General features: G+C 41.1%; 20 protein-coding genes. 13 read left to right on the top strand and 7 right to left on the bottom strand.

What is annotated here, in order from left to right; genetic code table 11:
- Positions 1–18 precede the first annotated feature (18 nt).
- The 3 genes from ATS74_RS14190 to ATS74_RS14200 are packed head-to-tail and all read right to left on the bottom strand — an operon-like array spanning position 19 to position 1,833.
- Complete coding sequence (locus ATS74_RS14190; RefSeq protein ID WP_058549522.1) at positions 19–642, bottom strand: hypothetical protein; 624 nt, start codon at positions 640–642, stop codon at positions 19–21.
- On the bottom strand, positions 629–1,183 hold the full coding sequence (locus ATS74_RS14195; RefSeq protein WP_082660606.1) for a sigma-70 family RNA polymerase sigma factor: 555 nt from the start codon (positions 1,181–1,183) through the stop codon (positions 629–631). The genes ATS74_RS14190 and ATS74_RS14195 overlap by 14 nt, the downstream gene beginning before the upstream one ends.
- 14 nt (positions 1,184–1,197) lie before the next feature.
- Complete coding sequence (locus tag ATS74_RS14200; protein WP_058549524.1) at positions 1,198–1,833, bottom strand: energy transducer TonB; 636 nt, start codon at positions 1,831–1,833, stop codon at positions 1,198–1,200.
- Positions 1,834–1,979: 146 nt separating this feature from the next.
- Between ATS74_RS14200 and ATS74_RS14205 the strand changes: the two genes are divergently transcribed.
- Positions 1,980–2,486, top strand: a complete 507-nt coding sequence (locus ATS74_RS14205) for a DUF3087 domain-containing protein (protein ID WP_058549525.1) — start codon at positions 1,980–1,982, stop codon at positions 2,484–2,486.
- A 36-nt stretch (positions 2,487–2,522) separates the two neighbouring features.
- Positions 2,523–2,972 carry a low molecular weight protein-tyrosine-phosphatase gene (locus ATS74_RS14210; protein ID WP_058549526.1) on the top strand — a complete coding sequence of 150 codons (450 nt, stop codon included), beginning with the start codon at positions 2,523–2,525 and terminating at the stop codon, positions 2,970–2,972.
- Positions 2,973–3,025: 53 nt separating this feature from the next.
- Here the strand turns inward: ATS74_RS14210 and ATS74_RS14215 are convergent, their stop codons facing one another.
- On the bottom strand, positions 3,026–4,138 hold the full coding sequence (locus tag ATS74_RS14215) for an energy transducer TonB (RefSeq protein WP_058549527.1): 1,113 nt from the start codon (positions 4,136–4,138) through the stop codon (positions 3,026–3,028).
- A 252-nt stretch (positions 4,139–4,390) separates the two neighbouring features.
- Here ATS74_RS14215 and ATS74_RS14220 point away from each other — a divergent pair, with 252 nt between their 5' ends.
- From ATS74_RS14220 to csrA, 6 genes are all read left to right on the top strand, one after another.
- Positions 4,391–5,014, top strand: a complete 624-nt coding sequence (locus ATS74_RS14220; protein WP_058549528.1) for a GTP cyclohydrolase II — start codon at positions 4,391–4,393, stop codon at positions 5,012–5,014.
- Positions 5,015–5,095: 81 nt separating this feature from the next.
- Entirely contained in the window at positions 5,096–5,884 is a 789-nt protein-coding gene (locus ATS74_RS14225; RefSeq protein WP_058549529.1) for a BPSS1780 family membrane protein, read from the top strand.
- Complete coding sequence (locus ATS74_RS14230; protein WP_058549530.1) at positions 5,884–6,336, top strand: regulatory protein RecX; 453 nt, start codon at positions 5,884–5,886, stop codon at positions 6,334–6,336. Before ATS74_RS14225 ends, ATS74_RS14230 begins: the two co-directional genes overlap by 1 nt.
- Before the next feature lie 19 nt (positions 6,337–6,355).
- Entirely contained in the window at positions 6,356–8,956 is a 2,601-nt protein-coding gene (gene alaS, locus ATS74_RS14235) for an alanine--tRNA ligase (protein WP_058549531.1), read from the top strand.
- A gap of 6 nt (positions 8,957–8,962) precedes the next feature.
- Complete coding sequence (locus ATS74_RS14240) at positions 8,963–10,180, top strand: aspartate kinase (RefSeq protein ID WP_058549532.1); 1,218 nt, start codon at positions 8,963–8,965, stop codon at positions 10,178–10,180.
- Positions 10,181–10,271: 91 nt separating this feature from the next.
- Entirely contained in the window at positions 10,272–10,463 is a 192-nt protein-coding gene (gene csrA / locus ATS74_RS14245; protein WP_004587515.1) for a carbon storage regulator CsrA, read from the top strand.
- A gap of 50 nt (positions 10,464–10,513) precedes the next feature.
- On the opposite strand, the gene ATS74_RS14250 is transcribed toward csrA, so the two are convergent.
- The 3 genes from ATS74_RS14250 to ATS74_RS19760 form a co-directional block, all read right to left on the bottom strand.
- Complete coding sequence (locus tag ATS74_RS14250) at positions 10,514–10,981, bottom strand: YcxB family protein (RefSeq protein ID WP_058549533.1); 468 nt, start codon at positions 10,979–10,981, stop codon at positions 10,514–10,516.
- Between the two features lie 130 nt (positions 10,982–11,111).
- The gene (locus tag ATS74_RS14255; RefSeq protein WP_004587517.1) at positions 11,112–11,303 is read right to left on the bottom strand and encodes a hypothetical protein; all 192 of its coding nucleotides are present in this window, start codon (positions 11,301–11,303) and stop codon (positions 11,112–11,114) included.
- A gap of 56 nt (positions 11,304–11,359) precedes the next feature.
- Complete coding sequence (locus ATS74_RS19760; protein WP_002961939.1) at positions 11,360–11,533, bottom strand: DUF1328 domain-containing protein; 174 nt, start codon at positions 11,531–11,533, stop codon at positions 11,360–11,362.
- 528 nt (positions 11,534–12,061) lie between these two features.
- On the opposite strand from ATS74_RS19760, the gene ATS74_RS14260 reads away from it, so the two are divergent.
- From ATS74_RS14260 to ATS74_RS20035, 5 genes are all read left to right on the top strand, one after another.
- The gene (locus tag ATS74_RS14260) at positions 12,062–12,307 is read left to right on the top strand and encodes an OadG family protein (protein WP_058549534.1); all 246 of its coding nucleotides are present in this window, start codon (positions 12,062–12,064) and stop codon (positions 12,305–12,307) included.
- 11 nt (positions 12,308–12,318) lie between these two features.
- Positions 12,319–14,097, top strand: a complete 1,779-nt coding sequence (oadA, locus tag ATS74_RS14265) for a sodium-extruding oxaloacetate decarboxylase subunit alpha (protein WP_058549535.1) — start codon at positions 12,319–12,321, stop codon at positions 14,095–14,097.
- Between the two features lie 12 nt (positions 14,098–14,109).
- The gene (locus tag ATS74_RS14270; RefSeq protein WP_058549536.1) at positions 14,110–15,240 is read left to right on the top strand and encodes a sodium ion-translocating decarboxylase subunit beta; all 1,131 of its coding nucleotides are present in this window, start codon (positions 14,110–14,112) and stop codon (positions 15,238–15,240) included.
- Positions 15,241–15,367: 127 nt separating this feature from the next.
- The gene (locus ATS74_RS14275) at positions 15,368–16,339 is read left to right on the top strand and encodes an aldo/keto reductase (RefSeq protein ID WP_058549537.1); all 972 of its coding nucleotides are present in this window, start codon (positions 15,368–15,370) and stop codon (positions 16,337–16,339) included.
- Between the two features lie 8 nt (positions 16,340–16,347).
- Entirely contained in the window at positions 16,348–16,524 is a 177-nt protein-coding gene (locus tag ATS74_RS20035; RefSeq protein ID WP_201023029.1) for a hypothetical protein, read from the top strand.
- The last annotated feature ends 1 nt before the right edge of the window (position 16,525 follow it).

Consider the following 16,525-nt stretch of genomic DNA (forward strand, 5'->3'; position numbering starts at 1 on the left):
TTAACTGAGCTAAACCACCTAAGCTCCACACTGCCTAACTCCAGCGCCCGCATGCTTAAGCGCTATAATCTGCCCTTTACCGTTGTGAGCCATAGCCAACATATCACCTGTATTTAGACCACTTTCTACCGCATGTTTACCCTTTAAATCACTGAGCAGTGACTGCTTAATTTGCACTAGTACCTCGTCATTACAGCTGGCTATGTACCAGTCGTTATCTACCTTTACGAGCGTGCCGTATTCTATGTGGCGTTGTTGGTGTAAGCGCAAGCTATTAGCATGCTGAGTATCGAGTGCATGTTTTTGCTCGGTAATGGCGCTTGTGTAACTGCCCGATGGGGTTATTTCGTGGGTTTTAATAATTGAGTAGTCGTGAATGTCTATAGTTTTAAATGAGCTGTTAAGCACCGTTTTAGGTGCGTAGTTAATGCCATTGCTGCTATCAAACACAATAAATGCGAATACGCCCAGTGCGCAGGCAAGGCTGGTTAACTGTAGCGTAAAACTAAGCCTTGAGGGCTTTTTATGGCTGGCATTATTAAGTAACGCTTTTTGCTGGGAAGCGCTGAGTGTAGTGCGTGCTTTTCGCTCTTTGTAGTGTTGAGTGAGCTTTTGGTCAAACTGCTCATCAGGCTTGTTCATTGTTTGCTCCTAATAAACGTTTAATGTTTTGCTTGGCATAGCGCAGCCTTGTTTTTACGCTCTCATGGTTGCTTTGCGTTATAAGCGCTATGTCGGCAAGGCTAAAGCCTTCTTGTTGTAAGGTAATGGCTTCGCGCTGTACAAAGCTTAGCTGTTTAAGTGCATTATCGAATGCTTGATAGCTTATATTGCTTTGCTCATTTTGCTGCGCGGGTAGATGAGTGTTTTCGTCAAGTTCTACAAAGCGCTGCTGTTTGCGGTATTCGTCTATAAGTGTGTTGCGGGCAAGTTTAAACAACCACGCTTTGGGCGTGGTTTGCGCTTGGTAAAGGTGGCGTTTTTCGATTACCTTTAGCCATGTTTGTTGGCTTGCATCGTATGCTAAATGCGTATTAGATTGCGTAACAAGGTAGTGGTATAAGTCGTTACTGTAGAGGGCAATAAGCTGCTCTAAGTAACGATTGTCGCCACTTTTTGCGTAACTTGCCATGCAGTCCTTGCTTGGCGTTTCAAATAACCATGACTTAATACTGAGTAGCATAGGCGTTTAGTCCGTTAAATAGAGTTATCTAATTTAAAATCGAGCTGTACAGTTTGACCTGTTTGTAATTGTGCCACACCTTCAATTACTTTGGGGCGATATTTCCAGCGTTTAATAGCTCTTATTGCCTCGCGATCAAAGGTGCGTTTTGGTTCGGCGTTAATAACTACAGGGTCAATTACCTCCCCCGTTGGCGAAATGCTAAAGCTTAGTTGCACCCAGCCTTCTATGCCATCGCGCGCTGCTGTAGTTGGGTATTTAGGGTTTATGCGCACTATGGGTGTTGCATCCCCGGTAGGGCGGTTAATGGTGCTATTTATATCATCTCCAAAGCTGTCCATTATTAATGGTGGGGCAGTGTTTATTGCCATAATTGGATCGGCACTGGGTGAAACTCGCGGTGGTGCTTTTGGCGGCACTTTAGGCATTGGCGGTGGTGGTATTCTTTTTATGGTGGTTGTTTGTTTATCCTCTGGTGCCTGAAAAATTTCTACAATAATATCGCCACCTGGTTTAATAGGCGCGCGCTGCTCGCCAGATATTAAATATTGCATAAACGCAAAAGCCGCAAAGGTCATTACTGCACCGCCAATTACGGCGGTTGATGTTTTAATAAATGCTGAGTTATTAGGTACTTCAAGTGTGTGCATAAGCCGCTCCGAGTAAACTTATTTGGGTTATTTAAAAGCTATAACGGGGGGCAAATCAAAAAGGGGTTAAATAATTTTATAAAAATTGCGGGGTTTAGTTACAATAGCGTTCGCTATATTTTTACTTATTAATTTTTTAGGCTGTTATGCAACTCATACAAATAGATAAAGCACGTTACCGCAAACATTTAAATCGGGTAATTGCAGGGTGTGCGGCGGGTTTAGCTGTTGGCAGCTTGGCTATATCGCAAACGTTAATTGCGTTGTTTCCTGATGAAAGCGGGAGTCACTTTCATTGGAATTTAACCGGTGTTGTTATAACAAGTTTGGCCATTGGCTGGCTGTTAAATAAATACCGTACCCATAGTTTTATGACCGAAGTGGTATATGTGTGGGAGCTTAAACAAGCGCTTAATAAAATAACCCGTAAAATGCCAAAACTAAAAGCAGCAGGGCGCGAAGGCAATGCCAATGCACTGTTAGCTATTCATTACAGTTATGCGGGCTCACGACTTTTATGGCAGCTAGACGATAACACTATTACCATGGACGAATTAGCCATAAAGCAAACTGAGCTTGATAGTGTGGCTGCAAAGTATAACGTTACGCTTAATGCTGATGAGTATGATGCGAATATTTTAAAGCAGTTTTAAAACAGTTTTAAAGTTAGTTTTAAGGAGCAAGCCCTGATGAAAAAAGTACTTATAGTGTGTTTAGGTAATATTTGCCGCTCGCCAACCGCAGAGGCTGTGTTAAAAGCGCGTGCTAAAAAATTAGGTGTTGAGGTAAAAGTCGACTCGGCAGGGACTATTGGCTACCACGAAGGTAAAACGCCAGATAGCCGCTCAATGGCTGCGGGTGAAAAACGCGGTTATAGCTTTAAAGGACTTTTTTCGCGCCCAGTGCGCAGCAGCGATTTTACTGAATTTGATTTAATATTAGCGGCCGACACACAAAACTTAGCTGACTTAAAAGCGCAATGCCCCACCCATTTACATTACAAGCTGGCATTGTTTTTAGAATACGGCGAGCAAAGCCAAAGCGCTATACCCGACCCATACTACGGCGGCGATGATGGTTTTGAAAATGTACTTGATTTAATAGAAGCGGCAAGCGATAAAATACTCGCTAAGATTTAGAACTAATTTATAAATTTAAAAAGCGCCAAATGGTGCTTTTTTTATATTTTAGCTTATCGGTTAATTTTAAAGTCGAGTTGCACCTGAGTTACAGCGCTAACCGGTTTGCCATCTTCAAACTTTGGCGCGTAACGCCATTGTTCTATGGCAGCTTGAGCTGACTTTTCAAATGCGCTGCCACCTTCTGAACTAAGTACTTTAGGGTTTTTAACAAAGCCTGCAGTATCTACTTCAAACTCCATAACAACGCTACCATCGCTACGAAATCTAGCTTTATTTTTAGGGTACTCAGGATGAACACGGTAGAGCGGTGTTTGCTGTTGCGATTCTTTCCAAGGCACCATTTGGGCAATAGCTAGGCAATGCTTAGTTGCTTCGTCGCTTTTGCCCTGCTTTTCGTACAGGCTAACAAGACGCGAATGTGCTGTTAGCTCTGCACTGTGATCAAAGCTTAAGTTTTCGTCAAACACGGTAACTATGTTGTTTAAGCGCTCAATGGCTTGGCTGTATCTTTTTCTGCCTTCGGCAAAAGAAGCCATTAGAAAATCGGCCTTAATTTGTTCTACTGAGCCATTAGGTACGTTTTCTCGGTAGTATTCGTCGGCGGCTTCTAGGTAGTTTTTGGCTTCACGGTATTTTTTGTGGCTATGCTTTTTAGCAAGCAGCGTTGCCGCTTCTAGCTTCATGTCGGCTACAAACTTAGGGTTGTTTTGTGTTTCGGCTATTTCAATTATTTGTTCTAAATAGTTATCTGCTTGATAAGCCGATGGAGCGAAGTTTGCCTGACCAAATAAAGCATCAATAACTTCTACAGATTGCTCCCCATGATTACCTGCCAAAATGGTATGTGCTTCTTTATAGAGATTAAAGCGTTGCTCAGTTAGCTCTGTCCCATAGCCATTAATCGCCTTAGCGTAGTTAATTGCTAAATTAGCGGTGTTGTCGTCGTTTTTACCATAAACAGCTTTACCTGAAGTGTAAGCAAGTTCTGCAGCTTGTTGTACATTTTCGTCTGCTTTAACGGCAGCTAAGTAATTTTTGTATGCTTGGCTAAAAACACGTTGAGGGTCGTTTGCTTGGCTAGCTAGTGCTTGGGTGCTTAAAGTAGTTGCGCTTAGCGCTGATAAACTTAAACCAACAAATAAGGCGAGTTGCTGTGGCTTCATAATAATCCCTATTAATATTCATACTTTATAGTAACGTACACCAAATAAGAATGGTTGTCATTAAAATGGGTAAATGAACGTAAATGCTTAACTCATTTGTTGAGGGCGTTTTAAATTGCGGTTAATCATTGAAAACAACGGCTGTCGTCGCCATATAATTGCGATAAACAATGTTGTACTACGATCTAAATTTAAACGTTTGTGATATTATCACCTTATCGTGTCGTAGTTATTTAAATATTTGGATTTGTCGTGGCGCAAGTAAGAGCAAGAGTCCAGCTTAATGTTGGCAAAAACAGTGATATCCCTGCAGAAATAGTGTCGTTTACTGACTTAAAAGACGGCCAAGAGCATATTGCTATGGTGTTTAACAACGCCGATACCGAGCAAGCTGTGCCGCTTATTCGTATGCACTCTGAGTGTTTAACAGGGGATGTATTTCATTCGTCACGTTGTGATTGCGGTGAGCAATTAAATGAATGTATTGAAATGATGCACGAAAAAGGCGGTGTTTTACTATATTTGCGCCAAGAAGGGCGCGGTATTGGTTTGTACAATAAAATTGATGCCTATGTACTTCAATCGCAAGGTATGAACACCTACGAGGCTAATAACCACTTAGGCTTTGCCGACGATTTACGTGATTTTTCGGATGCGGTGTTAATGCTTAATGCGCTTAACTTAAGCCACGTTAAATTAATGACTAATAACCCTAAAAAGCTTAATGCACTCAGGGATGCGGGTATTGAGGTTGATTCAGTTATTGGTACTCATGCACACATTAAAGCGGGTGTTGCAGGTAACAAGTCGTACCTAGAAACTAAAATTAAGCACGGCGCGCACATGCTAGACATTAAGAAAATTAAAAAACCTTAAGTATTTAATTGCGTTCTGTCTATTAATCCCCCCTCACGCCAAGTTATACTTGGCGTGTTTCGTTTTAAATTAAGAGCAAGTATGTCTACAGAATTACGAATTTTTAAAGCTGATGCAGGCCTAAAGTGGTTTAAAGCCGGATGGCTTATTTTTAAAACCCAGCCAGCAACCTTTATTTTTATGCATTTATTTATTGGCATTGTAGGGCTACTGTCTTTATTTTTACCTGTACTGCAAGTTGTTGCAGCACTAGCTACGCCGTTTTTAACCGCTGGCTTTTATCAGGCGGTGCTTACAAAGCAGCAAGGCGGTAAAATTATGCTGGCCGATATACTCAAACCGTTTTCGGCAAAGGGGAATCGTTTAGGGTTACTGCGCTTAGCGCTTTATCAAATGGGTGCGGGTATTTTAATGGCGTTACTTGCTAATGGTTTATTTGCCGATGCAGTGGCTGTTATGAGCCAGCCAGGGCTTGATCCAAACGTAGCACTTGAGCAAATGCTTGAGAGTATATCTGGCGCTAACGTTATTTTATTTTTTATGGCGATGCTTATTTACCTAACGGCATTTGCGTACGCTGTACCGCTTGTTTACTTTAGTAAAGAAGCACGTATTTTAACGGCACTTAAAAAGTCGTTAATGGTGTTTTACCATAATATTTTGCCACTTGGCGTTTTTGGCGTTATTTGCGCATTATTTATGGCGCTTTCTATGTTCTTATCGTTCTTACCACTATTGATTTTAATGCCAATTTGCTACATTAGCTTTTTTGTATCTTATCAGGCTATTTTTATGCCTATTGTGCCACCAAGTGACGATAGCAACGTTAAGCCACTTAGTAGTGAAACAAGCGGGCGTTTTGACGCTTAATGGATGATAAGTTAAAGCAAAAGCTAAAAAATTATGTACTTTGGTTACTAGGGCGCCAAGAGTATTCGCGCCGTGAGTTAACGCAAAAACTACAGCAAAAAGAAGCCACAGACGAGTTTATCGAAAACCTGCTTAATTGGTGCGAAGAGCACAATTTTATTAATGAGCAGCGATACTGTGAAGGCTTTGTAAGAAAACACATATTTAAATGCCACGGGCTTAAGCGTATTCAAAGCGAAGCCATGGGCAAAGGGATTGACCGTTCGCTACTTGAAAGAGTAGTTGAAGAGCTTGAAATAGATTGGTTTGAGCTGGCGCAGGACGCGTACAACAAAAAATATTCGGATACACCGCCAAATCTCGATTACAAAGACAAAGCTAAGCGCGTGCGCTACTTAATGTATCGAGGGTTTAGCTACGATGAAATTAATTTTGCAATGCAAGCACAGTAAATACAGGTGAGACTTTCAAATGCAGCACATGACTACCGCACAAATTAGGCAACAGTTTTTAGACTTTTTTGCCAGCAAACAACACCAAGTTGTACCTTCAAGCTCGCTTATTCCGGGTAACGATGCCACGTTGTTATTTAACAACGCCGGTATGGTGCAGTTTAAAGATGTATTTTTAGGCGCGGAATCACGCCCATATACACGTGCGACAAGCTCGCAGCGTTGTGTACGTGCCGGTGGTAAACATAACGATTTAGAAAACGTTGGTTACACTGCGCGCCACCATACATTTTTTGAAATGTTAGGTAACTTCAGCTTTGGTGATTACTTCAAGCAAGAAGCAATTAAGTTTGCGTGGGAGTTTTTAACTGAGGTTGTTAAATTACCTCAAGAAAAACTACTTGTTACTATTTATCATGATGATGAAGAAGCATTTGAGTACTGGTCAAAAGATATTGGCTTAAGTGAAGATCGCATTATTCGTATTGCTACCTCAGACAACTTTTGGTCTATGGGTGATACAGGCCCGTGTGGCCCGTGTTCTGAAATATTTTACGATCACGGTGAGCACATTTGGGGTGGACCTCCAGGCACTCCAGAGGAAGACGGCGACCGCTTTATTGAAATTTGGAACCTCGTATTTATGCAGTACAACCGTCAAAGCGACGGTACTATGCTGCCATTACCTAAGCAATCTGTTGATACAGGCATGGGCCTTGAGCGTATTTCTGCTATTTTGCAGGGCGTGCATTCAAACTACGAAATCGATTTATTCCAAGGCTTAATTGCAGCAGCTGCAAGCGTAACTAACGCACAAGATATGGACGATAAGTCACTTCGCGTGGTGGCGGATCATATTCGTTCGTGTGCGTTTTTAATCTCAGACGGTGTTATGCCATCTAACGAAGGTCGTGGTTACGTACTACGTCGTATTATTCGTCGTGCTGTGCGCCACGGTAATAAGTTAGGTGCACAAGGCGCGTTTTTCTTTAAATTAGTTGCTGCACTTATTGAGCAAATGGGTCAAGCGTACCCAGAGCTTGCTAAGCAGCAAGAAATTATCGAAAAAGTACTTCGCATTGAAGAAGAGCAATTTGGTAAAACACTTGAACGTGGCTTAGCTATTTTAGAAGAAAGCTTAAGTGACCTTAAAGGCGATGTGATCCCAGGTGATTTAGTATTTAAACTTTACGACACGTATGGTTTCCCTGCCGATTTAACCGCCGATGTTGCACGTGAACGCCAAATGACGATTGATCATAAAGGCTTTGAAGAATGCATGGCTGTACAGCGTAAAACTGCACAGCAAGCAGGTAAATTTGGTGCAGATTACAACGAGCAATTAAAATCAGAAAAACTAACTGAGTTTAAGGGCTACGACAACACGCACCATAGCGCAACAGTGGTAGAAATTTTTGCCGGTGGCGAAGCCGTTCAGTTATTAGAAGATGGCCAAGAAGGCATTGTAATATTAGATCGCACACCGTTTTACGCAGAATCGGGCGGTCAAACTGGCGATACCGGTACTATTAGCGTTGCTGGTGGCGAGTTTAATGTTACTAACACCACTAAACTTGGTAATGCATTTGCGCACCACGGTGCGGTGCAAGGGCGTATTGGTGTAAACGATAAAGTGGATGCCACTATTGATGACGCACGTCGTGATAGCATCAAGAAAAACCACACAGCTACGCATATTTTACATGAAGCACTTCGTCAGTTGTTAGGTGAACATGTAGGCCAAAAAGGCTCGCTAGTTCAAGCTGACCGTTTACGTTTTGATTTCTCGCACTTTGAAGCTGTTACAAAAGATGAGTTACGTGAAATTGAGCGTGTAGTTAATGACGAAATTCGTCGTAACTTTGCACTTAACACTGAACTTATGGCAATTGATGATGCTAAAGCGAAAGGTGCTATGGCGTTGTTTGGCGAAAAGTACGACGACGAAGTACGTGTAGTAACTATTGGTGATTACTCAATTGAGCTTTGTGGTGGTACACACGTTGAGCGAGCTGGCGATATTGGTTTATTCAAAATTGTATCTGAAAGCGGTATTGCTGCAGGCGTTCGCCGTATAGAAGCAGTAACTGGCGCAGATGCCGTAGCGTATGTAAGCGAGCAAGAGCAACAGCTTAACGATGTTGCAGCGCTTGTTAAAGGCGATAGCGCATCAGTACTTGAAAAAGTAACAGCGCTTCTTGAAAAGTCTAAAGGCCTTGAAAAGCAAATTGCTCAGCTTAACGACAAGCTAGCAAGTGCTGCAGGTGCGTCTTTACTTGATTCGATAGTAGAAATTAATGGCGTTAAGCTATTAGTTGCAAACGTTGAAGGTACTGAGTCTAAAGCGCTTCGCGGTATGGTTGACGACCTTAAAAACAAGATTGGCTCAGGTGTTATTGCCCTCGGTGTTGCCAGTGGCGACAAAGTAAGCCTAATTGCCGGTGTAACTAAAGACCTAACAGGTAAAGTTAAAGCCGGTGAGCTTGTAAACCACATGGCTTCTCAAGTCGGCGGTAAAGGCGGCGGCCGTCCTGATATGGCTCAAGCGGGTGGTTCTCAGCCTGAAAACTTAAACGCAGCGCTTGATAGCGTAACAGCTTGGGTAACCGAGAAAGTTTAAGATTACGTGGCACTTATTGTCCAAAAATATGGCGGCACTTCAGTTGGCTCAATAGAGCGAATAGAGGCGGTCGCCGACCTTGTTGTTAAAACTAGGCAACAAGGTCATCAAGTGGTTGTGGTGCTCTCGGCCATGTCGGGAGAAACCAACCGCTTAATTAATCTCGCCAAACAAATTGATACTCGCCCGAGTAGCCGTGAACTAGATGTATTAATTAGCACCGGAGAGCAGGTGTCTGTATCGCTTCTAGCTATGGCTATTATAAAGCGTGGCCATTCGGCCGTAAGCCTACTTGCTGATCAAGTTAATATTCAAACCGACAACATGTTTGGCAAAGCCCGAATTGAGGACATTGCTGCTACGCGTTTAAAGCATGAGCTTGAACATAACCGCATTGCTATTATTGCGGGTTTTCAGGGGCGTGATGTAGAAGGCAATATTACAACGCTTGGCCGTGGTGGCACAGATACCTCAGCAGTAGAAATTGCCGGCGCAATAAAAGCTGATGAATGCCAGATCTATACAGACGTTGATGGCGTATATACTACAGATCCTCGTGTTGAACCTAATGCACGGCGAATGAGCCAAGTAACCTTTGCTGAAATGCTAGAGATGGCCAGTTTAGGCGCTAAAGTATTGCACATTCGCTCTGTTGAGGCGGCAGGTAAACACAATGTTCCGCTTAGGGTGCTTTCAAGCTTTAACCCTGATGAAGGCACATTAATTAGCTTTGAGGAAAGCGATATGCCAAGTAAGGTTGTTTCGGGTATTGCGTTTAATCGCGACGAATGTTTAATTAAGGTACAAGGTATGCCAAGCGGCACTCAGTACCTTGCAAAAATTTTGAAACTTTTTGCCGATAATGGCGTCGAAATAGATATGATTAATCAAGATAATCATAACTTTGAAAAAATAGACTATGCTTTTACTGTGCACTCGAATGACTATCTGCAAGCGCTTGAATTAATTACTGAGCAACAAGCTCAATTAAGCGCTGATAATATTAGCGGATTAACCACAGTGGCTAAAGTGTCTGCTGTTGGAATGGGTATGAAATCGCATTCTGGTGTAGCTAGTTTATTTTTTGATGCATTAGCGCAGGAAAATATTAACGTGGTTTTAGTCTCTACGTCAGAGATTAAAATTTCAGTTTTAATAGATGAAAAGTACCTAGAGTTGGCTGTTCGTGCATTACATAAAACATTTTTAACGGAAAATGAGTAGTTTGGGAGTTTTTACTTACTTTTCAATCGATTTTTCATTAATATGTTTAAGCGGAATCTTATAATTTTTATTGGAACATGGGAGCAAGAGAATGCTAATACTAACTCGTAGAGTAGGTGAAACCCTAATGATTGGTGACGAAGTAACAGTTACCGTTCTAGGTGTTAAAGGAAATCAAGTTCGAATTGGTGTTAATGCACCTAAAGACGTATCTGTGCACCGTGAAGAGATTTACATGCGCATACAAGCTGAGAAGTCGAACCCTAATCCGGGCAATGCTTAATCAACACGTATACGTAGTTGAGTAATTTACTCAGCTAGTTAAAAAGCCACTCACTGAGTGGCTTTTTTGTTTATAAAATCGAGTGTTTCTGGGCTTAGTATTTGTTTTGAGATGTATTGCATACCGCTTTTATTTTTAATTAACAAACCGTTTGGTGTATTTACTACCTCAGTTATATCTTGCCATGCTAGTTGGTAGCTTTTGTAATGATTAGAGGATTTAATCCCTTCATCATCAAAAGTGAGCGTAACCTCGGAGCCTGATGCTCTGCTAAACATTTGCCTAGTAACCCACCAAGGTCGGCGGTAGTAAAATGCTACGCATTCCAGCACGGCTAACATGATCATAAATGTACCTAGGTAATGATCGTCCAATCCATAAATCCCAAATAAACCAAGTGCAATAAGTAGTACTAGTAAAAAATACTTGGGTTTGGCGCGTTTACTATAAGGAAGCGACTCGTCAAAGCACTCGTAAAAATAAGGTTTATCAAGCGTGTAGGTAGTTGTGAATGCCATATTGTATTTACTTAAAGCGTATTTTTTGACATTTTAACAGTAAGCCCCTAAATGAGCAGCTTTAAAGTGAGGATTTTATTGCAGGCACAAAAAAACGGCTCGTAAGCCGCTTTTTTCTAAAGGCGAAGAATTAACAGTTAGTTTCTTCTGCGTTAACGCCTTCTTTTACATTTTCACATGCATCTTCAACAGAGTTTTGCACGTCAGTTACTGCTTCATCAATACGCTCACCAGCTTCTTCTGCGTGGTTGTCTTCACAACCCATCATGAAAAAACCTGCAAATACTGCGATTAGTGCTGCTTTTAAAGTTGTAGAGTTCATAGTGTAATTCCTTGTAAGTATTAATTAATTTAGTGTTTGTTAGTCGTATGCCTTATCTACCTGGGTGATTTACCACGTAGCGCACCTGAAACTAATGAAATCACTAAAAGTACTAAAAAGATAAAAAATATAATTTTTGCTATACCAGCTGCGGCACCTGCTATGCCACCAAAACCTAACACTGCAGCGATTAAAGCAATAACTAAAAATGTGATTGTCCAGCGTAACATTGTCTTCTCCTTGGTTTATCAAATCGTTCGAAATAACTAATGCCAGTTACATGCCAGTTTATTTTATTGTTATTTATCAATTGCTTAATTGTTTTTTGATAATTATAGGTAACTATTGGCTTAGTAATTTTTACGCTTTGTTATGTAACTTATTCACACCTATGTAATTTTAGTAAACAAGATATATAGATAGCTAAGTTTAACGTTTTTTGGTAAGACCAATTTACATTTTATCAATTGGCTTTAACGTTACTATACCTGTAACGCGCTATTTTTAATGGTATTTATGGATTGTTAAAGTTATGGATATAACCTTTGCCTATAACCGTTATTTTTATCATCTATACGTAGTAGTGTTTATGGCTGTTTTAGCTATGTTAACCAAGGGGGTGATATGTTATTTTTATTTTAATTGGTTTTACCAATTTACAAGGTGTAGACAAAGCTATTAGTTTTGTTATCATCCAGTGAATAATTATTTAAATAAATCGATTTTTTATTTCGATGTGGGTTTTAAGGGGGAGAGTAATGGATATAGGTGCTCTACTTACAACTGCAGGTAGCTTAATGCTAACCGGTATGGTTGGGGTGTTTGTATTTTTGTCGATATTAATTGGTGCGGTTGTTCTTATGTCTAACTTGATTGCGCGTTTTAGCGAACCAGAAGTGACAACACCAGTTAAATCACCGTCTTTTAAATCTCAAGGTGTGCCTAGTGAGCACATCGCTGCTATTAGTGCTGCCATTGCTCAGTACAAATCAAATAATAACTAAGGGGCACACACATGGCTAAATTAAAGTTAACAGAATTAGTATTACGCGACGCTCACCAGTCTTTATTAGCAACACGTATGCGTTTAGACGACATGCTTCCTATTGCAAGCAAGTTAGATGATGCAGGTTATTGGTCGATTGAATCATGGGGCGGCGCAACATTTGATTCATGTATTCGTTATTTAGGTGAAGATCCGTGGGAGCGTATTCGTGCACTTAAAAAGGCAATGCCAAACACTAAACAGCAAATGCTATTACGCGGCCAAAACCTATTAGGTTACCGTCATTATGCTGATGACGTAGTTGAAAAGTTTGTAGAGCGCGCACACAAAAACGGTGTTGATGTATTTCGTATTTTTGATGCAATGAACGACGTACGTAACCTAGAAACTGCAATTAAGGCGGCTGTTAAAGTTGGCGCGCATGCGCAAGGTACTATTTCGTATACAGTAAGCCCAGTCCATACGCTTGATATGTGGCTCACTCTTGCAAAACAGCTTGAAGATATGGGTTGTCACTCAATTTGTATTAAAGATATGGCGGGTTTATTAAAGCCATACGATGCAGAAGAGCTTATCAAAGCACTTAAAGAAACTGTGTCTGTTCCTATTGCTATGCAGTGTCATGCTACTACGGGGCTAAGTACTGCAACGTATCAAAAAGCAATTGATGCAGGTATTGATATGCTTGATACCGCTATTTCTTCTATGAGTATGACTTATGGTCACTCTGCAACAGAAACTATTGTAGCGATTGTTGAAGGAACTGCTCGCGATACCGAGCTTGATTTAAATCAGCTTGAAGAGATAGCGGCTTACTTTAGGGACGTACGTAAAAAATACGCTGCGTTTGAAGGTAGCCTTAAAGGGGTTGATGGACGAATCTTATTAGCTCAAGTACCTGGTGGCATGTTAACTAACATGGAAAACCAACTTAAAGAGCAAGGCGCTGCCGATAAGCTAAATGAAGTGTTACTTGAGATCCCACGTGTACGTGAAGACTTAGGCTTTATTCCACTTGTAACACCAACATCGCAAATTGTAGGTACACAAGCTGTACTTAATGTGCTTACTGGCGAGCGTTACAAAACAATTACCAAAGAAACTGCCGGTGTACTAAAAGGTGAGTATGGCTTAACGCCAGCACCTATGAACAAAGAGCTGCAAGAGCGAGTGCTTGATGGTAGCGAAGTTATTACATGTCGTCCTGCTGATAAGATACAGCCAGAACTTGCAACGCTTGAAGCTGAGTTACTTAAAGAGGCAAAAGAGCAAGGCTTAACGCTTTGTGATGATCAAATAGACGATGTACTAACTTATGCGTTATTCCCACAAGTTGGCCTTAAATTTATTAAAAACCGTAATAACCCAGATGCGTTTGAAGCAGTACCAAGTGCTGACGATGAAGCGAATAAACCGGCTGCAAAACCAGCAGGTAAAAATAGCGTAAAAGCAGAGCAATACAGCGTTAAGGTAGACGGTAAAGTTTATGATGTAGTTGTAGCGCAAGGCGGAGAGCTTAAAGAAGTAACCCTTAAAGACTCTGAGCATTTACCTCAGTCTGCATCGGTTGCTTCTGGCGAAACTTTGAATGCACCATTAGCCGGTAATATTTTTAAAGTAAAAGTAAAAGCGGGCCAAGTAGTTAACGAAGGTGATGTAGTTGTAATTATGGAAGCCATGAAAATGGAAACCGAAGTACGTGCAATGCATACCGGTACTATAGCTGAAGTGCTTGTTTCTGAGGGTGACTCGGTAACAACAGGCGACGCAATTATAGCGTTAGCTTAAGGGAGAGTTTAAATGGAAGCACTTTTAAACCTTTGGCATGCTACAGGTATTGCTAACTTTACGTTTCCTGGTTTGATAATGATTGCAGTAGGGTGCTTATTATTGTTTTTAGCAATTGCTAAAAACTTTGAGCCACTGTTACTACTGCCTATTGGCTTTGGCGCAATACTTACTAATATTCCTGTGGCGGGTTTGTCAGATCCCGGTGGTTTACTTTACTACGTTTATTACGTTGGTATTGATACGGGAATATTCCCGTTATTAATCTTTATGGGCGTGGGGGCATTAACAGACTTTAGTGCGCTAATTGCTAATCCGCGTATGTTATTACTTGGTGCTGCTGCGCAGTTTGGTATTTTTGCAACGTTGTTTGGTGCAATACTATTAAACTATGTGCCTGGTTTTGAATTTACCTTACAAGATGCCTCAGCTATTGCCATTATTGGTGGTGCCGATGGCCCTACAGCAATATTTTTAGCCTCGAAGCTTGCACCAGATTTACTTGGTGCAATAGCTGTAGCGGCTTACTCTTACATGGCACTTGTACCAATTATTCAACCGCCAATTATGCGTGCGCTAACAACACCTCAAGAGCGTCAAATTAAAATGCCTGAGCTGCGCAAAGTATCTAAAAAAGAGAAAATTGTATTTCCTCTAATGGTGCTTAGCTTAACTGCGATGTTTTTACCTGCGGCTATACCGCTTGTTGGTATGTTTTGTTTAGGTAACTTAATGCGTGAGTCGGGTGTTGTAGATAGATTAAGTAATAGCGCTCAAAACGAAATCATCAATATAACCACTATATTTTTAGGCTTAGCTGTTGGCTCAAAACTAGCAGCAGATAAGTTTTTAACAGTTGAGACTATTGGTATTTTAGTACTTGGTGCATTGGCTTTTGCAATTGGTACAGCTTCGGGCGTATTTATGGCAAAAGGCTTAAATAAAATTTCTAAAACCCCTATTAATCCATTAATTGGCGCAGCGGGAGTGTCGGCTGTACCAATGGCTGCTCGAGTAGTTAATAAAGTAGGGCTTGAAAATAACCCACATAACTTTCTACTTATGCACGCAATGGGGCCAAACGTAGCCGGTGTTTTAGGCAGCGCAGTAGCTGCTGGTATATTGCTAGCACTTGTTGGCTAAGCTCTCGTTTTAAAATTAAACCAACCATTAGGCGCGGTTTACTGCGCTTTTTTTGTGCCTAATTTGTAGATAGATACAGCGTTTTTGTTTACAGTGATGACTCTTCTAAACTTTAAGGACGGTTATCATGCTTCACACACCTTTAGCAAAACACTTACCTCATGTTAGTAAACTTGTATTTGGTTGCATGGGTTTAGGCGGTGGTTGGAACAAAGATGCAATTACTAGTGCACACCTAAAACAAACTCATGAATGTATAGATAATGCCTTTGAAGGCGGAATTAACTTTTTTGACCATGCTGACATTTATACCTTTGGTAAAGCAGAGCAGGTTTTTGGTAAAGCATTAAGTGAGCGCCCAGAGCTTAGAGAAAAAATGTATATTCAATCTAAGTGCGGTATTCGCTTTGAAGACGAGCAAGGACCTAAGCGTTATGACTTCTCAGCAAAATGGATTGAGGAGTCAGTTGAAGGCTCGCTAAAGCGTTTAAACACAGATTACCTCGATGTACTTATGCTACACCGTCCAGATCCGCTTATGGAAGTAGACGAAATAGCGCAAATATTTAGCTGCTTACAAGAAAGCGGCAAAGTGCGTAATTTTGCTGTATCGAATATGCAGCAACATCAGATGAACTTTTTACAGCATGCACTCGATATGCCAATAGTGGCTAATCAAATTGAAGCAAGCTTACAAAAACACCAGTTTGTTGATGAAGGTGTTTATGCAGGCAATGCTGATGGTAAAGACCTAAACTTTACCCCTGGCAGTGTTGAATATTGCCGCCATTTTGATATTCAAATACAAAGTTGGGGTAGTTTGTGCCAAGGTTTATATACAGGAAGCGACTTATCAAATGCATCGCAAGCCGATATAAATACCAGCATACTAGTTAATAAACTTGCCGCACTTTACGAAACTTCGCCAGAAGCTATCGTACTAGCATGGTTGTTACGCCATCCTGCATCTATACAGCCAATTATTGGCACAACTAACGCTAAGCGAATTGCAGCGTCTTGTGATGCTGTAAACGTAGAGCTAAGCCGCGAACATTGGTATGCACTTTACGTAAGTGCTAAAGGTCATGAGTTGCCGTAGGAATCGCTATGAACATATTTGTTATTTTAATTTGCTTGTTTGTAGCCCTAGCAGTGCTTATTCCGTTACTAGAAAAGTACCAAAGTAAAATGGGGCTGGAGGGAGCAACCAAATTCAGCAAATATATTTGGCCGCTTGTTATGGTGTCTATAGTAGTGCAGCTTATTTATGTATTAATGAACTAAT

It is taken from the genome of Pseudoalteromonas sp. H103 (genome assembly GCF_001469205.1).
GTDB classification, from domain to species: domain Bacteria; phylum Pseudomonadota; class Gammaproteobacteria; order Enterobacterales; family Alteromonadaceae; genus Pseudoalteromonas; species Pseudoalteromonas carrageenovora.